The organism is Streptomyces sp. JW3 (genome assembly GCF_052216785.1).
Lineage (GTDB): Bacteria > Actinomycetota > Actinomycetes > Streptomycetales > Streptomycetaceae > Streptomyces.
In genome coordinates, this window is the sequence record NZ_JBQOUX010000105.1 from 1 (window position 1) to 10,245 (window position 10,245).

The window sequence follows — 10,245 nt, forward strand, 5'->3', positions numbered from 1 at the left end:
CGGCGCCGACCCTCCCCCAGAGGGGGCACCCCCAGCTGATCCTGCGCCCCTGCCACCGGGTGATCGGCGCCGACGGCTCCCTGACCGGGTACGCCGGCGGCCTGGAGCGCAAGACGCGGCTGCCGGCCCTGGAGGGAGTGCGCGCCGCCGGCCCGGATCAGCCGGCGAACACCGCGCCCAGCCACGCCCCGGTGATCAGCAGGCAGGCGAACAGCTCGGTCAGCACGTTCCAGCCGCCCGAGCGCATCGTCGAGCGCACGGCCTGAACCGCCTCGCCGTGCCGGCCCAGGCGCAGCCGTTCGGCCAGATAGATCCCGCCGAGGAAGCCGGGAACGGCGCCCACCACCGGCACCAGCAGGAAACCGAGGAAGGCGCCGCCGCCCGCGTACACCGTCAGCCGGCCCTCGGTGTCCGGGGCCCGCGGCCGGCGCGACGGCAGCGCCCAGCGCACCGCCAGCGACAGCAGCAGCACCACCGTGGCGCCGACCAGGACCGCCCAGGCCAGCGGCCGCGGGTCCTTCAGCGCCCACCACAGGACCGCCGCCCACACCAGCCAGGACCCGGGCACGCCGGGCAGCAGCACGCCGCACAGCCCGAGCAGGACGACCAGGCCCACCAGCAGGAGGTCCACCACTCCCATCAGACCAGGGTGCGCCCCTCGGCGGCGGTTCGCAGATCGGGGAGCGGGGCGCTCAGCGGTCCCGGGCCACCCAGCCCCGCTCGTAGGCGTGCCAGCCCAGTTGCAGCCGGGTGGTCACCCCGGTCAGCTCCATCAGCCGCTTCACCCGGCGCTGTACGGTCCTCAGACCCAGGTCGAGCTGTTTGGCCACGCTCGCGTCGGTCAGCCCGGCCAGCAGCAGCGAGAGTATCTCCAGGTCGGTGGCGTCGGGGCCGCCGGGAGCGTCCTCGGTCACGCCGCGGGCGCCGAGCCGCAGCGGCAGCGCGCCCCGCCACACCGTCTCGAACAGGCCGGTGAGCAGTTCCAGCAGACCGCTGGCGTGCACCACCAGCGCGGCCGGCTCGGCGGACCGGGCGGTGAGCGGTACGAGCGCGAGGGTGCCGTCGGCGACCACCAGCTTGGTCGGCACCCGGTCCACCACCCGGACCTGTTCGCCCCGGCCGAGGGCGGCGGTCAGCTCGGTGATGCCGTCCGGCCGGTCCAGCACCGCCCGCTCCACCACCGCCCGGTAGCGGACCCCGCGCGTGGCGGCCTCCTCCTCCGCGTGGTTCTCCATGCCGGTGACGGCCACCGGGGAGCCGGTGACCAGCGCGCACACCTCCTCGGTCGCGCCGAGCTGGAGCTGGAGGAAGCGCCGGGTGACCGCCGCGGCGCCGGTCACCACCTCCACCAGGTCGTGCACCGCGGGCTCACCGGCCGCCGCACGGTACTCCTCGGCCAGCAGGGCCGCGGCCAGTTCCGCCTTCTCCAGCGCGTGCCGGTGCTGGGTGAGCAGGGCGCCCAGCGCCACGCCGGGCGGCGCCGCGACCCAGCGGCCCGGCCGGCCGGGCGACTGGGCCGCCAGCCCGTTCTGTTCCAGCCGTCGCAGGGCCCGCTCGGTGTCCTGCTCGCCGAGCGCCAGCCGCCGGGCGAGATCGGGCACATCGGCGGCCCCCACGGACACCAGGACCCGGTACGCCGACTCCTGGGCCTCCTCCAGCCCCAGCACTCCCAGCATCGAACGCCGTCCCTCCCCTGGACTCCAGCCTCCGGACCGCCCCTCCGTGGCGGAAAACGGCCACGGCGCAAACCCGCCTGCGCACATCATCGCGGTACCGGCGCCCCCTCTGCCAAGGTGACCTCACCGAGGCGCCCGCCGGCGCCCCGGCGTCCGGCGACCAGCTCGCCGCCGTGCCGTGATCCGGGCCCTGACGTGCGCCGACCGCGCACCCCGGGGGACCGGGCCCGGATCGCCTCGCCGTCGCCGGGCGGTTCTCCCGTGGGGGGTGGGACCGTCCGGCGACCTCCACCGCGCATCGGTTTTTCCGGATGCGCCGTTTTCAACCGGCCCGAGCGGTGGACAATCGAGGGCATGAGTCAGCAGGGGGGAAGTCCCACCGGCCGGGAGGACGACTGGTGGGGGGAGCTGTACGACGACGCCGGCGACGACACCGGGGGGACGGGCGGGTCCGACTCCCTCGACGACCGGTTCGCCTCCGCGACGGGACCGCTGGACGCCGACCGCCCCGGCCGGCGCCCACCTGCCGTGCCGGGGCCCCGGGCGGCGGAGCGGGGCGGGGCGGTGCCACGGGCGCCCTGGGAGCCGCCGCCGGCGGGGCCGAGGGGGCCGGTGACGTTCCCGGACGGTTCGCCGGGTGCCGGAATCCGCGGGCGGTCGGGAACCCCGGGTGGCACAGGTGGCGCGCCTCCTCCGCAAGCCACCGCACCACCTCCTCCGCAAGCCACCGCACCACCTCCTCCGCAAGCCACCGCACCACCCCCGCCGCAAGCCACCGCACCACCCCCGCCCCCCGCCGTATCCCCGCCCCCGCCCCCGCCCCCGCCCCCACTCCCGCTCCCCGCGAACTGGCCTCCGGCCCGCCCCACGGACCCGCCCCCCGCCCCGCCGGCGGCCCCTCGAACCCCGGCCGACGCGGCGGCCCGGCCCCGCCCCGCCCGCCGCGACTTCGTGGGTTCCGGCCCGCCCACCTACGACCCCGAGCCCACCGCCCTCCCGCCCGCCGATCCGGACGCCCTCGGTGACCTGGTCGCGGACACCGTGTTGGACGGCGCCCGGTACGGGTCCTGCACGCTGCGGGCGCTGTCCCTGCGCGGCGACTCCGCGCGCTACCGGGGGGACCCGCGCCGCGACGCGCTGCTCACCGCCCGCTTCGGGGCGGGCGACGACGCCCTGGTCCTGGTGGCGATGGCCACCGGCGGCCGGGCCGCGACCGGCGCCCACCGGGCCGCCGCCGAGCTGTGCCGCTGGATCGGCCGGGCCGTCGGCCGCAGCCACCTCCGGCTGGCCGAGGACCTGCGGGCCGCCCGGCGCGGCGACCTGAAGTCCGGTCTGCACCGGCTCACCGACCGCAGCCTGGGCCGGCTGCGGGCCAGCGCCACCGAACAGGGCCTGACCCCGGAGGAGTACACGGCCGGCCTGCGCTGTCTGCTGCTGCCCGCCGACCCCGACTGCCGTACCCGGGTGTTCTTCGGCGTCGGCGCGGGCGGTCTGTTCCGGCTGCGGGACGGCTGGTGGCAGGACATAGAACCGCGCCCCGCCGACACCACCGGCGCCCCCGTCGTCGGCTTCGGTTCACCGCCCGCCGGGGCACCCGCCGGGACCGCGGACGGGACGCCCACGGGGACGGCACCGGGGCCACCCACTGGGACACCAGCGGGCCCACCCACCGCGCCCCCCGCGAGGACCCTCGCCGAAACCCCGGCGGAAACCCCCGACGGCGACCGGCTCACCATGGACCTCGGCGTCACCACGCCGCCGGGCCCGTACCAGGAGCCGGCCCTCGGGCCGCCCCGCCGGCCCTTCCGGTTCCGGGCCTCCGTCGCCCGCCCGGGTGATGTCCTGCTGCTGTGCACGGCCGGCCTGGCCGACCCGCTGCGCGGCGAGGCCGCTCTGCGCGACCACCTCGCCGGACGGTGGTCCGGCGCCGCCCCGCCCGGTCTGGCCGGCTTCCTCGCCGACGTCCGCACCCGGGTCAAGGGGTACGCCGACGACCGTACGGCCGCCGCGGTGTGGGAGGCATGAACGGGGCCTTTGTGCCTACATGGACAGCATGGCCAAACAGAAGAACGTCGCCGAGCAGTTCGTCGACACCCTCGTCCGCGCCGGAGTGGAACGCCTCTACGGCGTCGTCGGCGACAGCCTCAACCCGGTGGTGGACGCGGTGCGCCGCCACTCCGGCATCGACTGGGTGCACGTCCGGCACGAGGAGACCGCCGCCTTCGCCGCCGGCGCCGAGGCCCAGATCACCGGCAAGCTGGCGGCCTGCGCCGGCTCCTGCGGCCCCGGCAACCTGCACCTGATCAACGGCCTGTACGACGCCCACCGCTCGATGGCCCCGGTGCTCGCCCTGGCCTCGCACATCCCGTCCAGCGAGATCGGTCTCGGCTACTTCCAGGAGACCCACCCGGACCACCTGTTCCGCGAGTGCAGCCACTACTGCGAGATGGTCTCCAGCCCGAAGCAGATGCCCCGCCTCCTGGACACCGCCATCCAGAACGCGGTGGGCCGCTCCGGCGTCAGCGTCGTCACCCTGCCCGGCGACATCGCCGGGGAGCCGGCCCCCGAGGGCGCTACCGAGACCGCCCTGGTCACCTCCCGGCCCTCCGTCCGCCCCGGCGACGAGGTGATCGACCGGCTGGTGAAGCTGATCGACGACGCCGACAAGGTCACCCTGTTCTGCGGCAGCGGCACGGCGGGCGCGCACGCCGAGGTGATGGAGTTCGCCGGGAGGATCAAGAGCCCGGTGGGGCACGCCCTGCGCGGCAAGGAGTGGATTCAGTACGACAATCCGTACGACGTCGGGATGAGCGGGCTGCTCGGGTACGGCGCGGCCTACGAGGCCACCCACGAGTGCGACCTGCTGATCCTGCTCGGCACCGACTTCCCGTACAACGCCTTCCTGCCGGACGACGTGAAGATCGCGCAGATCGACGTCCGGCCGGAGCACCTGGGCCGGCGCTCCAAGCTGGACCTCGCGGTGTGGGGCGACGCCAAGGAGACCCTGCGGTGTCTGATCCCGCGGGTGAAGGAGAAGAAGAGCCGCAAGTTCCTCGACCGGATGCTGAAGAAGCACGCCGACGCGCTGGAGGGCGTGGTCAGCGCCTACACCCGCAAGGTCGAGAAGCACACCCCGATCCATCCGGAGTACGTGGCGTCCGTGCTGGACGAAGTCGCCGCCGACGACGCCGTGTTCACCGTCGACACCGGGATGTGCAACGTCTGGGCGGCGCGGTACATCTCGCCCAACGGGCGGCGCCGGATCATCGGTTCGTTCTCGCACGGGTCGATGGCCAACGCGCTGCCGATGGCGATCGGGGCGCAGTTCACCGACCGGGGGCGGCAGGTCGTCTCGATGTCCGGGGACGGCGGATTCTCCATGCTGATGGGCGACTTCCTCACCCTGGTCCAGTACGACCTGCCGGTGAAGGTGGTGCTCTTCGACAACTCCTCGCTCGGCATGGTCGAGTTGGAGATGCTGGTGGCCGGACTGCCCTCGCACGGGGTGACCAACAAGAACCCCGACTTCGCCGCCGTCGCCGAGGCGTGCGGGGCCTTCGGGGTGCGGGTGGAGAAGCCCAAGGACCTGGCGGGCGCGCTGAAGGCGGCGTTCAAGCACAAGGGCCCGGCCCTCGTCGACGTCGTCACCGACCCCAACGCGCTGTCCATCCCGCCGAAGATCAGCGCCGACATGGTGACCGGGTTCGCGCTGTCCGCCTCCAAGATCGTGCTGGACGGCGGCGTCGGCCGGATGCTCCAGATGGCCCGCTCCAACCTGCGCAACGTGCCCCGGCCGTAACGCCCACCGGCCGCCCGGGGCAATGGTGTTCGGCCATTTCCGTGGCCGAACACCCGGTCCGCCCGGTCGGCGGGCGCCCGGATGACTGCCCGGCGCCACACGGGGCATGGAACATCGTGAACGTGTTCGAGCGCGAGGCAATGGCACCGGCACGCGGGCGGGGGACATGGCGAGGCAGGCACACAGGGGCGGTCCCGTGGTGGTGGGGACGCGTCCGGTGGACGAAGTGGTGGAGGAGAAGGCCGACGACGCGATGGACGGGGCGTCTCAGCTCAGGTGCAGACTCCGGCGGTGCGACCTGGGGGCGGTACCCGAAGCGCGCCGGGCGCTGCGTGAGCTGCTGCGGCACTGGGGGCGGCCGGGCCGGTCGGAGGTGGCGGAACTGCTGGCCAGCGAGCTGGTCACCAACGCGCTGGTGCACACCGACCACGACGCGGTGCTGACCGCCGTCGTGGACCACCGGGCGGTGCGGGTGGAGGTACGCGACTTCGTCTCCCGGTGGCCCCGGCCGCACGCCGTGGACGCCGAGGGCGGTACGCACAGCACGCACGGCAGGGGCCTGCTGCTCGTGCAGTCGCTGGCCGACGCCTGGGGGGTGCGGGCGCACGCCGTGGGCAAGTCCGTCTGGTTCGAACTGGACGCCGGGCCCGCCTGAACACCCGAGGGGCGGGGCCCGCGGACCCCGCCCCTCGTCGGCTCACCGGTTCCGGTGGTTTCGGTGGTTAACCGAACTGCTGCTCAAGGTCCTTGAGCTTGCGCTCCAGGGAGTCCAGCCGCGGCAGCGCCTGGGTGTCGTCCTCCGCGGTGAGGTCCACGGTGACCGGGTCACTCGCGCCGCGCACGGGCTGCAGCGAGGGAAGCCGGCGGCGGGCGGGAAGCTCCGGCGCCGCTATGGCAGGCTCCGCGGCGACCTGGTCGGAGCCCCGCTCCACGGCCTGCACCTCGACCTCGACCTGGCGTCCGCCACGGCCCGGGAAGCTGCGGTGACCGCGGCTGATGGCCTTCAGCTGGGCCCGCTCCATGCGGCCCGCCTCGCGCCGGCGCTGCCGGGTCTCCTCCTTCTTGCGCTTCTCGTCGCGGACTTCCTCGACCGCCTCGTCCAGGCTCCGCACGTTCTCCAGGAGCATCAGCGACCAGGCGCCGTAGGTCTCGCGGGGCGCGCGCAGCCAGCGGACGATCCGGATCTGCGGCAGCGGACGCGGCACCAGGCCCTGCTCGCGCAGCGCGGCCCGGCGGGTCTGCTTCAGCGCCCGGTCGAACAGCACGGCCGCCGACAGGGACATGCCCGCGAAGAAGTGCGGGGCGCCCGCGTGGCCCAGGCCCCGGGGCGCGTGCACCCAGTTGAACCAGGCGGCGGCGAGGGCGAACGTCCACACGAGTATGCGCGAGCCGAGCGCCGCGTCACCGTGGCTGGCCTCGCGCACCGCGAGGACGGAGCAGAACATCGCCGCCCCGTCCAGGCCGAACGGGACCAGGTACTGCCAGCCGTCGCTCAGGCCGAGGTTCTGCTCGCCGAAGCCGACCAGACCGTGGAAGGAGAGCGCGGCGGCGACCGCGGCACAGCAGAAGAGCAGGACGTAGGAGAAGGTGCCGTACAGGGCCTCCTTGCGCCTGCGGCGCTCCTCGGACCGCTCCCACGAGTCGTCCTTGCCGGTGTCCTTCCCCGAGGAGCGCTTGCCGCGCGCGAGCACCGCCACCGCCGCAAGCATGCCCAGGAGCAGCACGGCGCCCGGAAGCAGCCAGTTCAGCGATATGTCGGTCAGTCTCATCTAGGGGTCCCTTGCATTGGGATAGGGCGTAACGCCCGCCATAGTGGCCCAACCCCGCCTGCCCTCAAGGGGTTTTCGGGGCAAGAGGCCGCCAAGGGAGTGCGTGGGGACGGTCCGGGGCGGCGTCCTGCTCGAACTGGCGTCTGAGGCGCGGGAGTTGAGTTCGAACAAGGATACCCGTACGGGTGGTTCCGGGGAAACGCCCGGCACCTTGTGAGGAAGGTGTGAATCGGCGGAGCCGGTACGGGGGTCACCCGCGCGGATGATCTTACGGGGTCCGCCGGCCGCCGCGGGCAGCCGGTCAGCCGGCCTGGGCGACGAGCTTGCCGACCCGGTCCGCCTCGCAGGTGCGCGGACAGGCGGCGCAGGTGTCCTCGGGGCGCAGCGTGTAGAACATGCAGCAACTCGCCCGGTCCCGGGTGGGCAGCGACTCGCCGTCCGGCCCGGTCAGCTCGCGGAACGCCGCCGCGCCGACGTACGGCCGGGTCGCCCCCGGCAGCAGCAGCTCCAGTTCCCGGCGGGCCCGGTCGCGTTCGCTCTCGCCGTCTCCCTCGCCCAGCAGATGGGCGACGTACCACAGGCCCTCCACCAGCTCGTCGGTCGCCATCCCCCACAGGGCGCGGTCGCGCCGCCGCATCCGGGGGCCGAATCCGGCCAGCAGCGGTGCCAGGTGGTCCGCGACCGCGGCCCGTACCTCGGCGCGCAGCGCGTCCTCGTCGGCGACCACCCGGGCGCCGGGCAGCGCGGCGGCCGGATCGTCCGGCAGACAGGCGAAGCCGGCCGGGCGGACGGCCATCCGGCCCAGCGGCAGACCGGGGGCGGAGCGGTCGTAGGCGACGTGCGTCACGGGCAGCCGGGGGACCCGGCGGTGCAGGAACCAGGGCACGGTGATCAGCAGACAGGCCGGCCAGGCGTACCGGTGCAGTCCGAAGGTGGCGATCACGTCCGGCCGCGCCCGCTGCCCGTAGTCCCGTACCACCTGCGCCTCGTCCCAGGTCAGGAACGCGTCCAGGGCCGGGCCGCCCTCGGCGAGCGCGGCGGCCGCGACCCAGCCGCCGCCGTCGGGCAGCGCCTCGCCGGGCGCGTGCTCCGCGACGGCGAACGAGGGCAGCACCTCGGCCAGCCGGGCGTAGGCGGCCGCGACGGGTGAACGGGGTACGGACATCAAGGCTCCTGGCTCCTTGTAGGCCCTTATAGGCAAGCCTTACCTTACCCAAGATCCTCCGGATTTGAACTGACGCGATGTACCCCTAGGGTGCTTGACGGACGAGTAACAACCCGCCGTAATGACCCCAAGTACCGACACGTCCCCAGGAGGACCCCGTGGACCCCGTGAGGGAGGGCGCGCAGAGCTCCGCCGAGCCGGGGACACCCGCGATACGCACGGCGCCGGCCGCCCGGGTGCCCGCGCCGGCGCCCGTACGCGGTGAGCACACCCACGCCGAGCCGCCGCTGCCCCGCCCCCGCGCCCTCGTCCAGCGCTCGTCCGTGCGCGGGCAGGTGCTGGACGCCCTGCGCACCGCGCTGGTCGCGGGCGAGCTGCGGCCCGGCGAGGTCTACTCGGCGCCCGCGCTCGGCGAGCGGTTCGGGGTGTCGGCGACCCCGGTGCGGGAGGCCATGCAGCAGCTCGCCCAGGAGGGCGCCGTCGAGGTGGTGCCGAACCGGGGTTTCCGGGTCGTCGAGCGCGGCGCCCGTGAACTGGCCGAACTGGCCGAGATCCGGGCGCTGATCGAAGTCCCGGTGCTGCTGCGGCTGTCCCGCACGGTGCCCGCCGAACGCTGGGCGGAGCTGCGGCCGTTGGCCGAGGCGACCGTCCGGGCCGCCTCCTCCGGTACCCGCGCGGTCTACGCCGAGGCCGACCGCGCCTTCCACCGCGCGGTGCTGGCGCTGGCCGGCAACGAGCAGCTCGTCCGGATCGCCGACGACCTGCACCGCCGGGCGCAGTGGCCGCCGGCCGGCTCCCCGGTCCCGCGCGGCCGGGCCGACCTGGTCGCCGACGCGCACGAGCACACCGCGCTGCTGGACGCCCTGATCGCCGGCGACCCGGAGCTGGTGCGGGCCCTGGTGGGGGAGCACTTCTCGGTATAGCGGGCCGGCGCGCGGCCGGCCGCGGGGTTGCCGCGTGCTGGGCCGAATGGGGGCTGCGCCCGATGGGCGGGCGGGGGCGGGGCGGGCACGCTGGAGGATGCGTGGGCCGTACCGCCGTCGGGCGTCGGGAGGAGGAAGAACCGTGGAACCCGTGGCCGGTGAGCCATTCCGTTCCCCACCGCGGCGCGGGCGGCGCGACCCGCTGCGGCGCCGCACCGACCGGCTCCGGGGCCGGCTGGGGCTCGGGCTGCTGCTCGCCGTGCTGGCGGCGGTGCCGGTGGCCGGGCCGTGGGCGGCCGACCGGGCCCACCGGCACTTCAGCGCGACCGCCGAGGACCAGGCCCGGACCCGGCACCGCACCACGGCGGTCCTCGTCGCCGCCGCGCCGCACGCCCCGGCGCCCCGCCCGGTCCAGGCCCCGGTCCGCTACACCGGCCCGGACGGCGGCACCCGGACGGCCCGGACCGCCGTCGAGCCGGGGCTGCCCGCGCGCAGCACGGTCCCGGTCTGGGTCACCGCGGACGGCCGGCTCACCGGCCCGCCGCTGACCGGGGACGAGATCCGCAGCCGCGCCGCGGGCTGGGCGCTGGTCGCGGCCCTGGCCGTCGCGGGTGCGGGCGCGCTGGCGTACGGGGCGGGGGCCTGCTGCTGGAGCTCCGGAACCTGGCGGCCTGGGAGCGGGAATGGGCCCGCGCGGCCCCGCGGCGGCCGATGACCTTCTAGCCGCCTCGGCCGTCCTGGCGTCGGGGGCGTCTCGGCTGTCCCGGCGTCGGGGGCGTCTCGGCTGTCCCGGCATCGGGACCGTCTCGGCCGTCCTGGCGTCCGGACCGCCCCGGCCGTCCCGGCATCCCGGCCGCCGCAGCGCCCCGGCAGCCCACCGCCCCCGTGCCGGGGCGCCGCAGGTTAAGCCGTG

9 protein-coding genes and 1 pseudogene are annotated in these 10,245 nt (G+C 75.3%); 6 read left to right on the forward strand and 4 right to left on the reverse strand.

Features of this window, described 5'->3' with window-relative positions:
- Positions 1–195: pseudogene (locus ACTT8P_RS30775) on the forward strand (MGMT family protein); the annotation flags it as partial.
- Here the strand turns inward: ACTT8P_RS30775 and ACTT8P_RS30780 are convergent.
- Both ACTT8P_RS30780 and ACTT8P_RS30785 read right to left on the reverse strand, forming a co-directional pair.
- Positions 158–640, reverse strand: a complete 483-nt coding sequence (locus tag ACTT8P_RS30780) for a DUF456 domain-containing protein (RefSeq protein WP_442835059.1) — start codon at positions 638–640, stop codon at positions 158–160. The pseudogene ACTT8P_RS30775 and the gene ACTT8P_RS30780 overlap by 38 nt on opposite strands.
- 52 nt (positions 641–692) lie before the next feature.
- Positions 693–1,676, reverse strand: coding sequence for a helix-turn-helix domain-containing protein (locus ACTT8P_RS30785; RefSeq protein ID WP_442835060.1), 984 nt, complete (start codon positions 1,674–1,676; stop codon positions 693–695).
- A gap of 354 nt (positions 1,677–2,030) precedes the next feature.
- Between ACTT8P_RS30785 and ACTT8P_RS30790 the strand changes: the two genes are divergently transcribed.
- The 3 genes from ACTT8P_RS30790 to ACTT8P_RS30800 all read left to right on the forward strand — a co-directional run bounded on the left by ACTT8P_RS30790 (position 2,031) and on the right by ACTT8P_RS30800 (position 6,130).
- Positions 2,031–3,701 carry a protein phosphatase 2C domain-containing protein gene (locus tag ACTT8P_RS30790; RefSeq protein ID WP_442835061.1) on the forward strand — a complete coding sequence of 557 codons (1,671 nt, stop codon included), beginning with the start codon at positions 2,031–2,033 and terminating at the stop codon, positions 3,699–3,701.
- 28 nt (positions 3,702–3,729) lie between these two features.
- Entirely contained in the window at positions 3,730–5,475 is a 1,746-nt protein-coding gene (locus ACTT8P_RS30795; RefSeq protein ID WP_442835062.1) for a pyruvate dehydrogenase, read from the forward strand.
- A 229-nt stretch (positions 5,476–5,704) separates the two neighbouring features.
- Positions 5,705–6,130 carry an ATP-binding protein gene (locus ACTT8P_RS30800; RefSeq protein ID WP_361168861.1) on the forward strand — a complete coding sequence of 142 codons (426 nt, stop codon included), beginning with the start codon at positions 5,705–5,707 and terminating at the stop codon, positions 6,128–6,130.
- Positions 6,131–6,197: 67 nt separating this feature from the next.
- Here ACTT8P_RS30800 and ACTT8P_RS30805 read toward each other — a convergent pair whose 3' ends face one another.
- Together ACTT8P_RS30805 and ACTT8P_RS30810 are read right to left on the reverse strand one after the other, a co-directional pair.
- Positions 6,198–7,244 (reverse strand): DUF2637 domain-containing protein, encoded by a 1,047-nt coding sequence (locus ACTT8P_RS30805; RefSeq protein WP_442835063.1) that lies wholly within the window; start codon positions 7,242–7,244, stop codon positions 6,198–6,200.
- Between the two features lie 301 nt (positions 7,245–7,545).
- On the reverse strand, positions 7,546–8,409 hold the full coding sequence (locus ACTT8P_RS30810) for a (2Fe-2S)-binding protein (protein ID WP_442835064.1): 864 nt from the start codon (positions 8,407–8,409) through the stop codon (positions 7,546–7,548).
- A 158-nt stretch (positions 8,410–8,567) separates the two neighbouring features.
- Between ACTT8P_RS30810 and ACTT8P_RS30815 the strand changes: the two genes are divergently transcribed.
- The gene (locus ACTT8P_RS30815; RefSeq protein ID WP_442835065.1) at positions 8,568–9,332 is read left to right on the forward strand and encodes a GntR family transcriptional regulator; all 765 of its coding nucleotides are present in this window, start codon (positions 8,568–8,570) and stop codon (positions 9,330–9,332) included.
- Positions 9,333–9,483: 151 nt separating this feature from the next.
- Complete coding sequence (locus ACTT8P_RS30820) at positions 9,484–10,047, forward strand: Rv1733c family protein (RefSeq protein ID WP_442835066.1); 564 nt, start codon at positions 9,484–9,486, stop codon at positions 10,045–10,047.
- The last annotated feature ends 198 nt before the right edge of the window (positions 10,048–10,245 follow it).

What these genes read in the sequence shown, in the direction of transcription:
- ACTT8P_RS30810 (WP_442835064.1), bottom strand. Translation starts at nt 8,409, where the DNA reads ATGTCCGTACCCCGTTCACCCGTCGCGGCCGCCTACGCCCGGCTGGCC.
- ACTT8P_RS30805 (WP_442835063.1), bottom strand. Translation starts at nt 7,244, where the DNA reads ATGAGACTGACCGACATATCGCTGAACTGGCTGCTTCCGGGCGCCGTG.
- ACTT8P_RS30780 (WP_442835059.1), bottom strand. Translation starts at nt 640, where the DNA reads ATGGGAGTGGTGGACCTCCTGCTGGTGGGCCTGGTCGTCCTGCTCGGG.
- ACTT8P_RS30795 (WP_442835062.1), top strand. Translation starts at nt 3,730, where the DNA reads ATGGCCAAACAGAAGAACGTCGCCGAGCAGTTCGTCGACACCCTCGTC.
- ACTT8P_RS30790 (WP_442835061.1), top strand. Translation starts at nt 2,031, where the DNA reads ATGAGTCAGCAGGGGGGAAGTCCCACCGGCCGGGAGGACGACTGGTGG.
- ACTT8P_RS30785 (WP_442835060.1), bottom strand. Translation starts at nt 1,676, where the DNA reads ATGCTGGGAGTGCTGGGGCTGGAGGAGGCCCAGGAGTCGGCGTACCGG.